General features: G+C 64.0%; 16 protein-coding genes. 9 read left to right on the top strand and 7 right to left on the bottom strand.

Translation table 11 applies throughout. From position 1 onward, the window contains the following. Nucleotides 1-2 precede the first annotated feature (2 nt). The gene (gene ubiA, locus VFW93_RS14785) at nucleotides 3-881 is read left to right on the top strand and encodes a 4-hydroxybenzoate octaprenyltransferase (RefSeq protein ID WP_329694732.1); all 879 of its coding nucleotides are present in this window, start codon (nucleotides 3-5) and stop codon (nucleotides 879-881) included. 751 nt (nucleotides 882-1,632) lie between these two features. Here ubiA and proC read toward each other — a convergent pair. From proC to VFW93_RS14765, 4 genes are read right to left on the bottom strand one after another with little or no spacing between them, the layout of a single operon-like run. Then, nucleotides 1,633-2,454, bottom strand: coding sequence for a pyrroline-5-carboxylate reductase (gene proC / locus VFW93_RS14780; RefSeq protein ID WP_329694731.1), 822 nt, complete (start codon nucleotides 2,452-2,454; stop codon nucleotides 1,633-1,635). 9 nt (nucleotides 2,455-2,463) lie between these two features. Then, complete coding sequence (locus VFW93_RS14775; RefSeq protein WP_329694730.1) at nucleotides 2,464-4,323, bottom strand: hybrid sensor histidine kinase/response regulator; 1,860 nt, start codon at nucleotides 4,321-4,323, stop codon at nucleotides 2,464-2,466. Further along, entirely contained in the window at nucleotides 4,320-5,054 is a 735-nt protein-coding gene (locus tag VFW93_RS14770) for a response regulator transcription factor (RefSeq protein WP_329694729.1), read from the bottom strand. Before VFW93_RS14770 ends, VFW93_RS14775 begins: the two co-directional genes overlap by 4 nt. 38 nt (nucleotides 5,055-5,092) lie before the next feature. Then, the gene (locus VFW93_RS14765) at nucleotides 5,093-5,779 is read right to left on the bottom strand and encodes a YggS family pyridoxal phosphate-dependent enzyme (protein WP_329694728.1); all 687 of its coding nucleotides are present in this window, start codon (nucleotides 5,777-5,779) and stop codon (nucleotides 5,093-5,095) included. 37 nt (nucleotides 5,780-5,816) lie between these two features. Here VFW93_RS14765 and VFW93_RS14760 point away from each other — a divergent pair, with 37 nt between their 5' ends. The 4 genes from VFW93_RS14760 to VFW93_RS14745 are packed head-to-tail and all read left to right on the top strand — an operon-like array spanning nucleotide 5,817 to nucleotide 9,624. Next, entirely contained in the window at nucleotides 5,817-6,860 is a 1,044-nt protein-coding gene (locus VFW93_RS14760) for a type IV pilus twitching motility protein PilT (RefSeq protein WP_290644336.1), read from the top strand. A 1-nt stretch (nucleotide 6,861) separates the two neighbouring features. Continuing rightward, nucleotides 6,862-7,515, top strand: a complete 654-nt coding sequence (locus VFW93_RS14755; RefSeq protein WP_329694727.1) for a Crp/Fnr family transcriptional regulator — start codon at nucleotides 6,862-6,864, stop codon at nucleotides 7,513-7,515. A gap of 58 nt (nucleotides 7,516-7,573) precedes the next feature. Further along, nucleotides 7,574-8,710, top strand: a complete 1,137-nt coding sequence (locus tag VFW93_RS14750; RefSeq protein WP_329694726.1) for a PilT/PilU family type 4a pilus ATPase — start codon at nucleotides 7,574-7,576, stop codon at nucleotides 8,708-8,710. A 14-nt stretch (nucleotides 8,711-8,724) separates the two neighbouring features. After that, on the top strand, nucleotides 8,725-9,624 hold the full coding sequence (locus tag VFW93_RS14745) for an NAD(P)-dependent oxidoreductase (RefSeq protein WP_329694725.1): 900 nt from the start codon (nucleotides 8,725-8,727) through the stop codon (nucleotides 9,622-9,624). 19 nt (nucleotides 9,625-9,643) lie between these two features. Here VFW93_RS14745 and VFW93_RS14740 read toward each other — a convergent pair whose 3' ends face one another. The 3 genes from VFW93_RS14740 to VFW93_RS14730 are packed head-to-tail and all read right to left on the bottom strand — an operon-like array spanning nucleotide 9,644 to nucleotide 11,296. Further along, nucleotides 9,644-10,288: a BON domain-containing protein gene (locus VFW93_RS14740; RefSeq protein WP_329694724.1), complete on the bottom strand. Its 645-nt coding sequence runs from the start codon at nucleotides 10,286-10,288 to the stop codon at nucleotides 9,644-9,646. Further along, nucleotides 10,289-10,867, bottom strand: a complete 579-nt coding sequence (locus VFW93_RS14735; protein ID WP_329694723.1) for an SIS domain-containing protein — start codon at nucleotides 10,865-10,867, stop codon at nucleotides 10,289-10,291. A 51-nt stretch (nucleotides 10,868-10,918) separates the two neighbouring features. Then, the gene (locus tag VFW93_RS14730; RefSeq protein ID WP_329694722.1) at nucleotides 10,919-11,296 is read right to left on the bottom strand and encodes a YraN family protein; all 378 of its coding nucleotides are present in this window, start codon (nucleotides 11,294-11,296) and stop codon (nucleotides 10,919-10,921) included. Here VFW93_RS14730 and rsmI point away from each other — a divergent pair. The 4 genes from rsmI to VFW93_RS14710 all read left to right on the top strand — a co-directional run bounded on the left by rsmI (nucleotide 11,280) and on the right by VFW93_RS14710 (nucleotide 15,645). Then, the gene (gene rsmI, locus VFW93_RS14725; RefSeq protein ID WP_329694721.1) at nucleotides 11,280-12,206 is read left to right on the top strand and encodes a 16S rRNA (cytidine(1402)-2'-O)-methyltransferase; all 927 of its coding nucleotides are present in this window, start codon (nucleotides 11,280-11,282) and stop codon (nucleotides 12,204-12,206) included. The two genes, VFW93_RS14730 and rsmI, sit on opposite strands and share 17 nt — an antisense overlap. Before the next feature lie 139 nt (nucleotides 12,207-12,345). Continuing rightward, the gene (locus VFW93_RS14720) at nucleotides 12,346-13,305 is read left to right on the top strand and encodes a triacylglycerol lipase (RefSeq protein WP_329694720.1); all 960 of its coding nucleotides are present in this window, start codon (nucleotides 12,346-12,348) and stop codon (nucleotides 13,303-13,305) included. 272 nt (nucleotides 13,306-13,577) lie between these two features. Next, nucleotides 13,578-14,525: a triacylglycerol lipase gene (locus tag VFW93_RS14715; RefSeq protein WP_329694719.1), complete on the top strand. Its 948-nt coding sequence runs from the start codon at nucleotides 13,578-13,580 to the stop codon at nucleotides 14,523-14,525. Between the two features lie 187 nt (nucleotides 14,526-14,712). Continuing rightward, complete coding sequence (locus tag VFW93_RS14710; protein WP_329694718.1) at nucleotides 14,713-15,645, top strand: lipase secretion chaperone; 933 nt, start codon at nucleotides 14,713-14,715, stop codon at nucleotides 15,643-15,645. Nucleotides 15,646-15,663 lie beyond the last annotated feature (18 nt).

Below are 15,663 nucleotides of genomic sequence, written 5' to 3'. Positions count from 1 at the left end.
CCTTGACCTTGCGCGACCGCTGGTCGCTATACCTTGATCTGATCCGCTGGAACCGGCCTCAGGGCTGGCTCCTGCTGCTGTGGCCTACCTTGTCCGCCTTGTGGCTGGCGGCGGGGGGCTTTCCGGGCTGGCACCTGCTGCTGGTGTTCACGCTGGGCACGAACCTGATGCGCAGCGCGGGTTGCGCCGTCAACGATGTGGCCGACAAGGATTTCGATCTGCATGTGGCGCGCACGGCGCAGCGGCCGATCACTAGCGGGCGCTTGTCCGTGAAGGAGGCGCTGGGCGTGGGGGCGGTGCTGGCGCTGGTGTCGTTCGCCCTGGTGCTCACGACCAATCCGATGACGATCGCGATGTCCTTCGGGGCCCTGGCGGTGACCATCATCTACCCTTTTACGAAGCGCTTCTTCTCGATGCCGCAGGCGGTGCTGGGCGTGGCGTTCAGTTTCGGGATCCCGATGGCGTTCGCGGCGATTCAGGAGCAGGTGCCAACTGTGGTGTGGTGGCTGATGGCGGGCAACCTGGCCTGGGTGCTGGCCTATGACACCGAGTACGCCATGGTGGACCGCAATGACGATCTCAAGATCGGGATCCGCACGTCGGCCATCACGCTGGGGCGGTTGGATGTGGCTGGTGTGATGGCCTTTTACGCGCTGTGTGTGGCCTGCTGGTATCAGGTGGGCGTGCTCAGCGGGCGTGGGGTGTTCTACAACGCGTCATTGGTATTGGCTGGGGCGCAGGCTTTGGGGCATGGCTGGCTGATCAAGGGGCGTGTGCGAGAGGATTGCTTCAAGGCCTTCCGTTTGAACCATTGGTTGGGTTTGACGGTGTGGGTGGGGCTGGTGCTGGATACCGCCTTGGGCTCAGTAGCGGTACGGTGATTCGTTGGCTTCCTGGCTGTGGGCTGTGGGCTGTGGGCGTGCGGAGGGTGGGGCGCTTTGGCGGGGTAGCGCAGGGCGCGGATGAGTCGGCAGCCGCCAGGCTCAGACGGTGGCGGTCCCGCTTTGCAAGCGGGACGCCTCTGCGGTGCTCGCGGCGAGCTTGCGCTGGGAAACTCCCGCCGCGAACTGCGTTCGCTCTGGTCAAACAATCCCAGCGAGTCAGATGAACGAAGCGTGCTGCGCACGCCAAGCTCGCCGCTGCGCTCCTCGACGCCACCGACATCGCCTGGCAGCTACCGACTCATCCTGTTTCGCCCTGCTGGTGGCATGCCACGGGCCTTCGTCCTTCGGCGGTTGTGGTGTTTGCCGCTCGCTGACCCGCATGCGGCATATGCCGAAGTGCATTCGCACGAGGCAAGCGGGGCGAAAAAGGGGTGAGGGGGCTGTGGCCTGGCGCCTTGTTGGTGCCGAGCACCGCAGCAATGGGTTGGGCGCGCGCCAGCGCGCATCGTCCATCTGGCTTGCCCGATTTGTTTGAACGCAGCGGCGCAGCCGCGTAGTGAGTTGGAGGGCACCAACCCATTGCGAGGAGCGCAGGGCAGTCCCGCGCAGCGGGACCACCAACATGAAGCCGGGACACGGCTCCCTCACCCCGCGCCCCGCGCTGCAACGACAAATCTCCTGAGCCCAGGCAAGCCAATCAGCTTGCGCCGGCTCAGCAATCCAGCAATCACTCAGCAAACAGAAAAACTCAGCGCCCGAACTCGTCACCCAGTTCGCCAGCCCGCTTCTGCGCAGCCCGCATCGCCGCGATGAACGCCGCCTTCACGCCCGCCGTCTCCATGCTGGTCAAGGCCGCATAAGTGGTGCCTCCCTTGGAGGTCACACGCTCACGCAGCACCGAGGGGGCATCCGTCGATTGCGCCGCCAGCGAGGTCGCGCCGCCGAAAGTGGCCAGCGCCAGTTGGCGCCCTTGCTCCGCGCTCAAGCCCATGTCCTGCGCCGCCTGCGTCATGGCCTCGATGAAATAGAACACATAGGCCGGGCCGGAGCCCGACAGCGCGGTCACCGCATCCAGATCGGCTTCCTGGTTCACCCACAAGGCCTGGCCGGTGGGGGCCACCATGTGGTCAATGGCCGCGCGTTCATCCGCGCTCACTTCAGCACGGGCAAACAAGCCCGTCATGCCCTGGCCGACCAGGGCCGGTGTGTTCGGCATGGCGCGCACGATGCGTGGCGTGCCCAGCAGGCGGGCCATGTCGTCGGTGCGCAGGCCGGCCATCACGCTGTAATGCAGGGCCTGGCCCGTCAGCGTGGCGTACGTTTGGGCGGCATCCTTGAACTGCTGGGGCTTGACAGCCCACACCACGGTGGCTGCCTGCGTCAGACTCGGGCAGGGGCCTTCAGCCGTCTGCACGCCCAGGGTCTGGGTCAGGCGGGCGCGTTGCTCTGCCACCGGGTCGATGACGAGGATGGACGAGGGCGTACGGCCCTGGCGCAGCAGGCCGCCGATGATGGCCGTGGCCATGTTGCCGCCGCCGATGAATGCGATGTCAATGGTGGGTGTGCTCATAGCCCGCCATCATGCCGCATCCGTCGTCACTTCCTGCAGCAGGCGCAACAGCCGATCGGCCTGGATGGGCTTGTGCAGCAGTTGCACGCGCATGGCCTGGGCGTCCGTGGCCAGGCCGGGCGTGGCCTCGCCGGTCAGCAGGAAGGCGGGCAGTTCGTCACCAAACTCGTAGCGCAACTGCTTGATCGCGTCCAGCCCGTTGATGGACAGCCCCAGGCGGTGGTCGCTGATCAGGGCCACAGGCATGTCGCCCTCAGGCATCAGGCCCTTTTCCTGCAAGTGAATGACGGCATCCATGGCCCCATCGGGCGTGCTGGCGGCCGCCACTTGCCAGCCCTGTTGCCGAAGCACGAGGGAGGTGCCGTCCAGCACGTCCGGCTCGTCATCAATCAGCACGATCACCCCGCCGTGGCGCTCCCGTTTCTCCGCCTCTGTGGGCCGTGCGGTCGCCGTAGTCTGGCGTACTGGCGGTTCGGCATGGCGGGTAACCAGGCCTTCCGATCCGGCCGGGATGAGCCGAGGCACACGCACCGCAAAGCAGGAGCCCCGCCCGGGCCGCGACAGCAGCGTCACCGGCGTCGGGCCCAGCATGCTCAGGCGGCGCACCACGGCCAGACCCAGGCCCAGGCCCTCGCTGCTGCGTCGGCCCTGGTTGGACGCCTGGAAGTAGTCCTCGAAAATCCGGTGGCGGTGCTGCCGCTGCACGCCCACGCCCGTGTCCCACACCTGGCAGACGATCGAGGGGCCGCGCGCCCGCGCCCGCAGGTGGACCTCGCCTTGCTCTGTGTAGCGCACGGCGTTGTTGAGCAGGTTGCGCAGGATGCGCTCCAGCACATGCGGATCAGCATGCACCCAGTCTTCGGTGGGATCGATGCGCCAGCGCAGGCCCTTGTTCTCGCACAGCACAGAGAACTCGTTGTCCAGTCGCGACCACAGCGCGGCCAGCGGCAGGGCCTGCGCCTTGTAATCGATGCGCTGCGCATCGATGCGGGCCACGTCGAACATCTTTTCGAACATGGTGCTCAGTGAGCCCAGGGCCGTGTGGATCTTGCTCAGCAAGGTGGCGCCTTCGCTGGCCTCCACATGGGGCTTGAGCGCGCTGCTCAGCAGCATCATCACGTGCAGGGGCTGGCGCAAGTCATGGCTGGCCGAGGCAAAGAACTCGCTCTTTTGCCGGTCGGCGGTCTCGGCCCGCGCCTTGGCCTGCGTCACCTTGTTGATCTCGTCGCGCAACTGCAGTACCAGGTCGGCGTTTTCGTGGCGCAGCAGGGCGCCTTCGCGCAGTCGGCGGCTGATGTTGAGCGAGACGATCATGCAGGTCGTCAGCGAGATGATCATCACCACGGCCAGGTAGTTGGACGAGGGGGCCTGGTCTACCAGCAAACGTCCTGCGGCCAGCACCAGCAAGGGCGCTGCGCCCATGAAGGACACGGCCCAGTCGTGCACGGTCACCAGCATGATGGTGTAGCAGTACACGATGATGGCGGCCACAAAGGTGAGCTTCCAGTCCGAGCTGGCCTCGCCCAGCAGGGCCACGGCCATCAGGCCCCAGGATGTGCCTTGAGCACCATGCCACCACAGCAAGGCCATGCGCCAGCGTTCGTAGCCGGACGCCGGAATGCCGAAGCGCCTGAAATGCCGGGCCATCAGCACGACGATGGCCCACACGATGAGCAAACCGGTGGCGGGCACCATCCAGCGCCAGTGCGGCACCGGCCAGTCGCGGATCATCCAGCCCATCAGCACCAGCCCGATGAACTGGCCGATCAGGCCACCAGGGGCGGTGCGCCAGCTGTCCTGCAGCATCTGCAGGTCGATGCGGGCCTCGATCGGAGACAGGCCCCGAAGCGAGCGCCGCAACCAGGTCACGCTGCGCTTTCCCTGACGGCCTCGCTCATGGAAGACGCTGGTGCAGCGTCGTCATCGTCACCAGCCGACATGGCGGCCGGGCTGCGCGAGCACAGCAGCACCAGTTGCGTGCGGCTGTGGACACCATAGGCGCGGAAGATGGCGCTGACGTGCAGCTTCACGGTTTCAGCGCTGATACCCAGCGCAGTGGCGATGGCGTGGTTGGTGCAACCCTTGAGGATCCACTGCAGCACGTCCTTCTGGCGCGGCGTCAGGCGGATCACGCGGGGCGGGGATTCTTCTTCCGGCGTCGGCCAGTCCACCTCGCTGGGCGACAGCAGCTCGGACGGGAAGTGCAGCCGGCCCTCGACCAGGGCGCGCAGGGCGTTCATGAAGCCGTCGATTTCGGCCAGCTTGGGGATGAAGCAGGAGGCGCCGTGGTGGATGCACTCCAGCGCAATTTGCACGTCGCTCTGGCCGGTGATGATGCCGATGCGCTGTGTCGGTGCAGCGGCGCGTACGGATTGCAGCGTGGCCATGCCGCGGCTGTCTGGCAGGCCCAGGTCCAGCAGGACGACGTCGATCGGGTCGTCGATGCCGGCGTCCACGAGCTTGCTCAAGGCACCTTGCAGCGTGTTGGCATGAGAAAAGCGGGCAGCCGGATCCAGGCTGCGGATGGCCTGCATCATGCCTTCTCGGATCAGGCTGTGGTCATCGACCAGCAAATAGTGGGGGGCTCGCGAAACGTCCATACCGGGTCCTTCAGAGACCACCCGATCTTAATTTGGCATTAACGGTTCCCGAATAGGGCCGTACCCACCCTCAACATGGAGGATCCCTCTTCGACGGCCGCCTCCATGTCGCCGCTCATTCCCATGGACAAGGTGTCCAGCGGGATGCCGTGTGATCGGAGGGTATCAAACACGACGCGTACCTCCCTCAGTTCGGCTTTTTGCAATGCCGGGTCGGTCGTCGGCGCGGGCAGGGCCATGACGCCGCGCAGCGTCAATCGTGGCAAATTCATCACAGCTTGCGCCAGTTCCAGCGCCTCGCCCGGGGCGGCGCCACTCTTGCTGGCTTCCCCGCTGGTGTTGACCTGGATGCAGACCTGCAGGGGCGGCAGATGGGCGGGGCGCTGCTCGCTCAGGCGTTGGGCGATCTTGAGTCGGTCCACCGTGTGCACCCAGTCGAAGTGCTCGGCCACCACGCGCGTCTTGTTGCTCTGCAGAGGGCCGATCATGTGCCATTCGATCTGATCGCGCAGATCCCCCAGGGCGGCGATCTTGTCGATGGCCTCCTGCACGTAGTTTTCGCCGAATTTTCTCTGGCCCGCGTGAAAGGCTTCCCGCACTGTTTCAGCTGGAAACGTTTTGCTCACGGCCAGCAGGGTCACACTGTCGGGTGCGCGCCCAACACGTGAACAAGCCTGGTTTATCCGCGCTCTCACGAGTTGTAGGTTGTTTGCGATCGTCGCCATAATGGTCTGTCACGACATTGTCAGGTTGTCATCATCCATGGATATCACCCAACTGCTTTCGTTCTCGGTCAAAAACAAGGCATCTGACCTGCACTTGTCGGCGGGCCTGCCGCCCATGATCCGGGTGCACGGTGACGTGCGGCGCATCAACGTCGACGCGCTGGACCACAAGCAGGTCCATGACATGGTGTACGACATCATGAACGACGCCCAGCGCAAGATGTACGAAGAGACGCTGGAATGCGACTTCTCGTTCGAGATCCAGGGCCTGGCGCGTTTCCGGGTCAACGCCTTCAACCAGAACCGTGGCGCGGGCGCCGTGTTCCGGACGATTCCCTCCAAGATCCTGACGCTGGAGCAGCTCAACGCGCCCAAGGTCTTCCAGGATCTGGCCCTGAAGCCGCGCGGCCTGGTGCTGGTCACCGGTCCTACGGGCTCCGGCAAGTCCACGACGCTGGCGGGCATGGTCAACCACCTGAACGAGACCGAATACGGCCACATCCTGACGGTGGAAGACCCCATCGAATTCGTGCACGAGTCCAAGAAGTGCCTGGTCAACCAGCGCGAAGTCGGGCCGCACACCATGAGCTTTGCCAACGCCCTGCGTTCGGCCTTGCGTGAAGACCCTGACTGCATCCTCGTGGGCGAAATGCGCGACCTGGAAACCATCCGCCTGGCGCTGACCGCTGCTGAAACGGGCCACCTGGTGTTTGGCACCCTGCACACCTCCAGCGCCGCCAAGACCATCGACCGCGTGGTCGACGTCTTCCCCGCCGCTGAAAAGGACATGGTGCGCGCCATGTTGTCCGAATCGCTGCAAGCCGTGATCTCGCAAACCCTGTGCAAGACCAAGGACGGCTCCGGTCGTGTGGCGGCGCACGAAATCATGATCGGCACCCCTGCCATCCGCAACCTGATCCGCGAAAACAAGATCGCCCAGATGTACTCGTCCATCCAGACCGGTAACAGCCTGGGCATGCAGACGCTGGACCAGAACCTGACCGATCTGGTCCGACGCAATGTGATCTCTCCCGCTGAAGCACGCGCCAAGGCCAAGATCCCAGAGAACTTCCCGGGCTGACATGAAACGACTGCTGGATCGCTTCTCCCTCAACGCCACGGGCCGCAAGGGGGAAGATGACGCCGACGTGAAGGCGGACGACGAAGGTTATTTCGCCACCCAGTTCATGGAGCGCCCCGACAACGTCAAGGCCAGCTCGGCCTGGACGGCGCGTGGCCTCGCAGTGGGCGCGCATGCCCTGGACCCCGAAGTGGGCCTGGCCTTGCTGCTCAAGACCTGGGGCAAGGACGCCCTGATGGCATCGCTGCCGCCAGAAGAGCACCGCAAGCTGATTCAGCACCTGGATTTCGTGACCGTGCCGCCAGGGCGCGAACTGATCGTGCAGGAAGAAAAGGGCGACTACGCCCTGATCGTGCTGGAAGGGCTGGTGGCGGTTGACCGCGTGCAGCCCACCGGTGCCCGCGCGCGCCTCGCAGAAGCCCGCGAAGGCGATCTGCTGGGCGAGATGTCGCTGCTGGATGCCGGCGCACGCTTTGCCTCCTGCCTCACGCTCAGCCGTTGTTCGCTGGCCGTGTTGAGCAATGCGGCGCTGGACGAACTGGCCATCGAAGAGCCTCGCCTGGGCCTGGCCCTGATGACCTCGACCGCACGCCGTCTGTCCTTGCGCATGCGCCAGCTCAGTGCCCGACTGGGGGCATTGCTGACGGCCGGCTGACCGGTCTTGCTGCACACTTCAGTTTCTACATATCCCCTATCCACAGGCAGGACCCATCATGGAACGCGATCAGGCCTCGAAATTCATCAACGACTTGCTGCGCCTGCTGATCACGCGCAATGGCTCCGACCTGTTCCTCACGGCTGAATTCCCGCCTGCGATGAAGGTGGACGGCAAGGTCACCAAGGTGTCGCCCCAGCCGCTGACGGCCCAGCACACCATGGCCCTGGCCCGTTCGATCATGAACGACAAGCAGGCCGCCGAGTTCGAAAAGACCAAGGAGTGCAACTTCGCCATCTCGCCAGGTGGCGTGGGCCGCTTCCGGGTCAATGCCTTCATTCAGCAGGGCAATGTGGGCCTGGTGCTGCGTGTGATCCCGCAACAGCTGCCCACCATCGACGGCATGGGCCTGCCTCAGGTGCTCAAGGATCTGGTGCAAACCAAGCGCGGTCTGGTGATCCTGGTCGGTGCCACGGGCTCCGGCAAATCGACGACGCTGGCCGCCATGGTGGACCACCGCAACGAGAACTCCTACGGCCACATCATTACGCTGGAAGACCCGGTCGAGTTCGTGCACCCACACAAAAACTGCATCGTCACCCAGCGCGAAATCGGCATCGACACCGATGGCTGGGAGATGGCGCTCAAGAACACGCTGCGCCAGGCACCCGATGTGATCCTCATGGGCGAAATCCGCGATCGCGAAACCATGGAACACGCCGTGCAGTTCGCTGAAACCGGCCACCTGTGCATGGCCACGCTGCACGCCAACAGTGCCAACCAGGCGCTCGACCGCATCATCAACTTCTTCCCCGAAGAGCGTCGCGCCCAGTTGCTGATGGACCTGTCGCTCAACCTCAAGGGCCTGGTGTCGCAGCGCCTGCTGCCGCGTCAGGAAGGCAAAGGCCGGGCGGCCGCCGTCGAGATCCTGCTCAACACCCCGCTGATCTCCGACCTCATCTTCAAGGGTGAGGTGGGCGAGATCAAGGAGATCATGAAGAAGTCGCGCGAGCTGGGCATGCAGACCTTCGACCAGGCGCTGTTCGACCTGTACGAAGGCAACTACGTGACCTACGAAGACGCGCTGCGCAACGCCGACTCGGTCAACGACCTGCGCCTGCAGATCAAGCTCAACAGCCAGCGGGCCCGCAATCAGGACCTGTCTGCGGGCACCGAGCATTTCCGCATCGTCTGACAAGGTTGAGCCCCATGAAAGCTGCCGACAAATCCTACGATCCCATTCATGCCCACAAGGTTGCTTTCATTGGCCTGGGCACCATGGGCGGGCCGATGGCCGTGCATCTCTTGCGCGCGGGTCATCAGGTCACGGTCTACAACCGCACGGATGCCAAGGCCCGCGCCTGGGTGGCCGAGCATGGCGGTGAACATGCGCTGACGCCGGCAGATGCCGCCCGTGATGCCGAGATCGTGTTCACCTGCGTCGGTAACGACGATGACCTGCGTGAGGTGCTCGTTGGCGCGCAAGGCGCCCTGAACACCTTGCCCAAGGGCGGCATCGTGGTGGATCACACCACCACCTCGGCCGAGGTGGCGCGCGAGATGTCGCACCAGGCGCTCGAGCGCGGCTGTTCCTTCGTGGATGCGCCGGTATCGGGTGGCAACCTGGGCGCCATCAACGGCGTGCTGACGGTGATGTGCGGTGGTGCAGCCTATGCGTTCGATCGCGTCAAGCCGGTCATCATGGCTTACTCGCGCGCCGTGACCTTGCTGGGTGACAGTGGCGCCGGTCAGCTGGCCAAGATGGTCAACCAGATCTGCGTGGGCGGCGTGCTGCAAAGCCTGGCCGAGGCCCTGGCCTTCGGTCAGAAAGCGGGGCTGGACATGCAGCAGGTGATCGAGGTGATCTCGCAGGGCGCCGCCAGCAGTTGGCAGATGGTCAACCGCGGCCCCACCATGATCAAGGACGAATTCGACTTCGGCTTTGCCGTGGACTGGATGCGCAAGGACCTGGGCCTGGTGCTCGATGAGGCGCGCCGCCATGGCGCACGCCTGCCCGTCACGGCCCTGATCGACCAGTTCTACGCCGATGTGCAGGCCGCAGGCGGCGGCAGGCTGGACACCTCCAGCCTGATCAAGCGCCTGCGCTGATTGACTTGCGGGGCCAGTTTTACTGGGCCGTTGTGCCCGTGTTGGCAGGGCGTGGCAGCTTGCGTGCCAGTTCGTCCTCGCTGATGATCTGCATCACCTTGACCACGCGGTTCACACCCTTGACGCTGGCGGCCAGTTCGGCTGCGCGGTTGGCTTCGCGCTCGGTCACCAGGCCCATGATGTAGACGTCACCGCGCTCGACGATCACGCTGAAGGCGTTGGAGATGATGTCGCGGGCATCCACCAGCGTGGCCTTGACCTTGCTGGCCAGCAGCACGTCATTGGCACGCGTGCTGAAGGAGCTGGGCAGGCTGACCATCAGCTCGTTGTAGACGTTGTCCACGTTTTCCACGGCAGTGGCCGCCTGCTGGGCAGCGGCCTTGTCCGCCTCATTGGGCACCTCGCCGGTCAGCAGTACGCGTCGGTTGTAGGCGTTCACATTGATGTGACCGCGGTCGCCAATCGACTCCTTGATGCGGTTGTTCACCTTGATCTCGATCGTCTGGTCTTCCAGCTGGATGCCGGAGGTGCGGCGGTCGGTGGCCATGAAGGCACCGCCTACGGCGCCCCCCAGTACCAGCGGGGCGCAGGCCGACAGGCTGGCGATGGTCAGCAGGGCGGCGGCCCAGCGCAGGCGCGCGGGCTTCAGTGTCAGACGGGTCATTTAAGCATCCTCTCCAAGCAAATGGGTGTCGACGGCGGCGCACAGTCCGTGCACGGCCAGCCACCCGATGGCAAACAGCGCCTCAGGGCGAGAACCAGGCAGGGGCACCCACACATCGGTGTCCCGCATCAGGGGCCCCAACGTGGTGGCGCTCTCACCCGTGAAGGCAATCAAGGTCAGGTCATGTTCGCGCGCGGCCTGTGTGGCCTCACGCAGATCGGTTTCTTCTCGTTCCATCGAGAATGCCAGCCAGACATCACCAGGGTGCCCGAGGGCACGAACCTGCTGGGTCAGGCCAGGCTGCGAGCCGCCTTGCGCCGGCAACAGCGCGTGCGCGGCCAGCGGCGGGCGTTCGCGCCCCGAGCCGCTGACCAGCAAGGCTGCGGCCTGACGGGCCAGCCAGGCGGCTTCGGCCTCGCCCGCGCACAGCACGCGGCCGCCCGAGGTGATCGTGTGCATGATCGCCTGCGCTGCATAGTTGAGTTGCTGCGCCAGGCGATCGGATGATTGATACAGCCAGTCGGCTGTCTCCAGCAAGGGTTGCTGAAGCGATGTCTGCTGAAAGTGGGAATCCGGCATGGCGCGGATCATAAGTCAGGGTTTGGCCTGATAAGCAAGTGCGGATACGTATCAAGACGCATCAAAGGCCGCAGGGATCCACTCGATGGCATCGCCGTCGATGGCGATCACGTCAAAGCGGCAGGGCGGCCACTCGCGCAGCGTCATCAGGTAAAACTGGGCCCCCAGGATGCATTTGCGTTGCTTGGCGCGGCTGATCGTGGCCGCCGCGCCGCCATGGTCCGTGCTGGCGCGCTGGCGCACTTCCACGAACACGAGGGTGCCGTCCCGGGCCTTCATGATGAGATCGACTTCGGCGCCACGCGCACTCGGGCCTCGCGCCACCCGATAATTGCGCTCCACCAGCGTCAGGCCCTGATCCTGCAAATAGACCAGTGCCTTCGCTTCCCCTTCATCTCCCCGGGATTTTGTCGTGACCTTTGATGCCAATATGCTGCTCCAGGCGGCTCACCATGTGGCCGGCAGCCAGCAGTATCCCAAAGGTGCGCTGTACCTGGTGGCCACGCCCATCGGCAATCTGGCGGACATGAGTTTGCGCGCCCTGCATGTGCTCTCGCTGGTGGACGTCGTCGCTTGCGAAGACACCCGCGTCACGGGCAACCTGCTGCGCCATCTCGGGATGGACAAGAAGCTCATCGCCCTGCATCAGCACAACGAGGTGGGCAGCGCGCAAGGCGTGGTGGCGCTCCTGCAGGAAGGTCAGCGTGTGGCCTATGTGTCGGATGCGGGCACGCCGGCGGTGTCCGACCCCGGCGCGCACCTGGTGCAGGCGGCGCATGCCGCAGGGTTGACGGTCGTGCCCTTGCCAGGCGCCAGCAGCGTCACCACGGCCATGAGCGCAGCGGGCGATGCACAGGCCAACGGTTTCCGTTTCGTGGGCTTTCTGCCCTCCAAAGGCGCGGCGCGCGTGAGTGTCCTTCAGGAGGTGCTGGGTGCGCGCGACAGCGTCGTGCTGTTCGAGGCCCCGCATCGCATCGAGGCCCTGGCCAAGGAGCTGGCCGAGGTCCTGCCGCAGGGCCGGGTCACCGTCTGCCGGGAGCTGACCAAGCAGTTCGAGAGCATCACGACCTTGGCAATGCCTGAGATGTCTGCCTGGCTGAAGGCCGATGCCAATCGTTTGCGCGGTGAATTCGTGCTGGTTGTGCATGGCGTGCCGGATGCCGACGAGCGTCAGACCTTGTCGCCGGCCATGGATGCCTTGCTCAAGGAGCTGGTGCGGCATGTGCCGGTCAAGGTGGCAGCCGGTCTGGTGGCTGATGCTGCCGGCATGCCCAAAAAGGCGTTGTACGACCACGCGCTGGCACATAGAAATGCGGACGATCCTGACGATTTGTCGTGAGATCTCCCGCCTGGCCCCATGAGCATGGGGTGAGGGCAACCCGCGGTTTTCGGGTTTACCTGAGGGTGTGTATTTAACGACGAACAAAGAATGAAGCTCAGCAGCCGATACGAGCTGCCCCATCCATAGGAGAGCTTCCATGACATCGTCTTCCCTTCGCCAGGTTTGTGCTGCGGTGGCTGTTGCTGCCGCTGGTATGGCCGCCGTGCCAGCTCAGGCCCAACTGTTGTCTTCGCTGTTCAGTCCCGCCAAGACCAAGAACCCCATCGTGCTGGTTCACGGTTTCATCGGCTTCGACAACGTGCTGGGCATCCAGTACTTCTACGACATCCCCAACAACCTGCGCAAGGACGGCGCCACGGTCTACATCGCGTCGGTCAATCCCTCGCAAACCACCGAATTCCGCGGTGAAGAACTGATCCAGCAGATGAAGCAGTGGGCCGCCAAGGACGGCGTCAAGAAGTTCAACCTGATCGGTCACAGCCACGGTGGTCCCACCGTGCGTTATGCCGCTGGCACCGTGCCCTCGATGGTGGCGTCGGTCAGCACCATGGCTGGCACCCACTTTGGCTCCAAGGTCGCAGACGACATCCTGGCCAACACCACGCCCGGCGGTGGTTTCGACAAGCTGGCCACGGCCGGCTTGAAGCTGATTTCCTGGCTGACGGGCAACAAGACCACCAGCGACACCGATCTCCTGACTGCCTTGAAGGCCCTCAGTGCCCCTGGCGCTGCAGCCTTCAATGCCAAGTTCCCGGTGGGTGCCCCGACCACGCCATGCGGCACGGGTCCTGAAGTGGCCAGCGTCAATGGCAACAGCATGCGCTGGTATTCCTTCTCCGGTACCTCGGTCAAGACCAATGGCTGGGACATCTCGGATGCCATCCTGTCCTACACCGCCGATTACTTCAAGGGTGAAGCCAACGACGGGCTGGTCTCACGGTGCTCCAGCCACTGGGGCAAGGTCGTCAAGGACAACTACGACTGGAACCACCTGGACGAAATCAACCAGGTCCTGGGTGGCATCGGCAAGAACGCGCCAGATCCCGTTGCTTTCTACAAGCAGCACGCCAACCGCCTGAAGCTTGCAGGTCTCTGATCTGCGCTTTTGGATGCCTCGCTGAAGTGGCGGGGCATCAACGGTGCCTTTTTCCGGCCGGCCTTCTCCTCGGGGGTCGGCTTTTTTTCGTCTGTCGCCAAAGCGCCCCACGCACTTGTTACTAACCGCTACAACCATCGTGGGAGATCGCTTTCCCCGGATGTCGGGTATGCCCGCGGTTGCATTTAACGCTCGATAAAGATACTTGCCTGGTCCGCCAATCGATAAACACCAGACGTACACAACAGCGGACACGTCCAAGGAGCGCAAGCATGAAATTCAACTTCTCTATCAAGACTATCTGTGCCGCTGTTGCTGTGACGGGTGCTGCCATGGCCGTGGCTCCTGCTGCACACGCTGGCACGACCGCCAAGACCAAGTACCCCATCGTCCTGGTCCACGGTTTCATCGGCTTTGACAACGTGCTGGGCATCCAGTACTTCTATCAAATTCCAGCCAAGCTGCGTGATGAAGGCGCCACCGTCTACATCGCCTCGGTCAACCCTTCGCAAACCACTGAATTCCGTGGCGAAGAGCTGGTCCAGCAGATGAAGCAATGGGCCGCCAAGGATGGCGTCAAGAAGTTCAACCTGATCGGCCACAGCCATGGCGGCCCTACCGTGCGTTACGCCGCTGGTACCGTGCCCACGATGGTGGCTTCGGTGAGCACGATGGCCGGTACCCACTTCGGCTCCAAGGTCGCTGATGAAATCGGTGCCCACACCACGCCCGATGGCACGTTTGACCAGGTCGCCACGGCTGGCCTGAAGCTGATCTCCTGGCTGACCGGCAACAAGACCACCAGCCAGACTGACCTGCTGACCGCCCTGAGCGCACTGAGCACCCCAGGCGCCACAGCCTTCAATGCCAAGTTCCCTGTTGGTGCGCCCACCACCACCTGTGGTACCGGTCCTGAAAAGGCCAGCATCGCTGGCAATGCCATGCGCTGGTACTCGTTCTCCGGTACGTCCGTGAAGACCAACGGCTGGGACGTGTCTGATGCGCTGCTGGCCTACACCGCCGATTACTTCAAGGGCGAAGCCAACGACGGTCTGGTGTCGAAGTGCTCCAGCCACTGGGGCAAGGTCATCAAGGACAACTACGACTGGAACCACCTGGATGAAATCAACCAGGTTCTGGGCAGCATCGGCAAGTCGGCTCCTGATCCCGTGGCCTTCTACGTCCAGCACGCCAACCGCCTGAAGTGGGCGCTCCTCTGATCGAGGTCAGCCTGAGCTGAAAGGCTCTGCGGCATCAAGGTCGATCCTCCATTCAAGGGGATCGGCCTTTGTTCTTTGAGAAACCGGGCATTAGCCCTGGGTACGACTGAAACATGAAACCCTGAGAATGGGTTCAACAAGAGGGTCCTGGTTGTAGCGGACCTTGAAGAGTTGGAGCAAGACAATGATGCGCACGACGCAAATGCGTGGATGGATGGTGGCAGGCGGCATCGCGGTCGCACTGGGCGCTTCCGCGCTCTGGATGACGCACCGCAGCTCGGAAGGCGCGGGCGGTGCCGGCTCGGCCGGCGGTTCCGGCTGGAGCATGATCGGCGCGACATCGGATACCGCGCCGCAAGCGGGCGCGGCGACCAACAAGGCAATGAGCCCCGACCAGGTTCGCACCCGCCTGTTCAAGGAAGGCTCGTTCGCCGGCACCGAGCCCTCGGGCGACTGGTGCGTGGTGTCTGCCAAGCTCTCGCCTTGCCCCGATCTGCGCAAACGTTTCGAGTACTACATCCTGGGTCTGGGTGAAGTCACCATCGACGACATCAAGGCCTTGGTGGCCGATGAGGCGCGCAAGGCCCATGGCGAGCAACTCGGCAACGAGATCATGGCCATCTGGGACAAGTACTGGCAGGTGCGCACCTACCAGTACCGCAACAAGTTCGACCAGTCCGATCGCAGCACCTGGCTGGCCGTGTTCGACGAGCAAAAACAGGTGCGCCGCCAGATCCTGGGGGCCGACTGGGCCAAGGCCTTCTTTGATCAGGACGAACAGAACTTCAAGCAGTACTACGCACAACTCGAGTCCGGCTTGCCCCCGCCCCCTGATCCTGGCGAGCCCGTGCCTCAGATGGCACCCGGCAAGGACCCCGCCGCCGTGCACGCCGAACGTGTCGCACGCTATGGCCAGGCCGCTGCCGATCGCCTGGCCAAGGTGGACGAAGAGTGGGCCGACTGGGAACGCCGTCTGGCTGGGGCCCGTACCGAATGGGACCGCCTGAAGAGTGCGCCCAACCTGTCCGACACCCAGCGCAAGCAAGAGATGCAGGCCTACATCAACAGCCATTTCAAGCCCGACGAGCACCTGCGTGTCGAGGCCCTGCTGCATCTCTGACACGGTAGATACCCCCTA

This window comes from Aquabacterium sp. (assembly GCF_036279675.1).
In the GTDB taxonomy this organism is placed as follows: domain Bacteria; phylum Pseudomonadota; class Gammaproteobacteria; order Burkholderiales; family Burkholderiaceae_C; genus Aquabacterium.
This window is presented reverse-complemented; position numbering and strand designations above follow the sequence as displayed.